This is a genomic window from Pseudomonas sp. EL_65y_Pfl1_R83 (assembly GCF_963970695.1).
GTDB lineage: Bacteria > Pseudomonadota > Gammaproteobacteria > Pseudomonadales > Pseudomonadaceae > Aquipseudomonas > Aquipseudomonas tritici.
Window position 1 is genome coordinate 1 of sequence record NZ_CAXAQI010000525.1, and the last position, 338, is coordinate 338.

The window sequence follows — 338 nt, forward strand, 5'->3', positions numbered from 1 at the left end:
CGCACTGACCCAGTATCAGTGGGATGCAGCAGGCCGCTTGCTGAAATTGACTCAGCCTGACGGCGCAACGCGAGAATACAGCTACAACCCCTACGGAAAAATCACCGCTGAACGCGATGAACTGGGGTACGTCACCCGTTACGAATATGCGGACGGCTTGCACCTGATCAGTCGCCGCATCAACGCCGATGGCACCCAGGTCAACTACCGCTACGACAACGCCCGGCTACTGCTGACCGAGATCGAAAACGAAGTCGGCGAAACCTACCGGCTCCAGTACCACAGCAACGGCCTGATCCAACAGGAAACCGGGTTTGACGGCCAGCGCACGGCCTACG

The 338-nt window shown here is 58.9% G+C and carries 1 pseudogene; it reads left to right on the forward strand.

The annotated features are described in order from the left end of the window. Positions 1 to 338, forward strand: a pseudogene (locus tag AACY08_RS30165) (RHS repeat domain-containing protein); the annotation flags it as partial.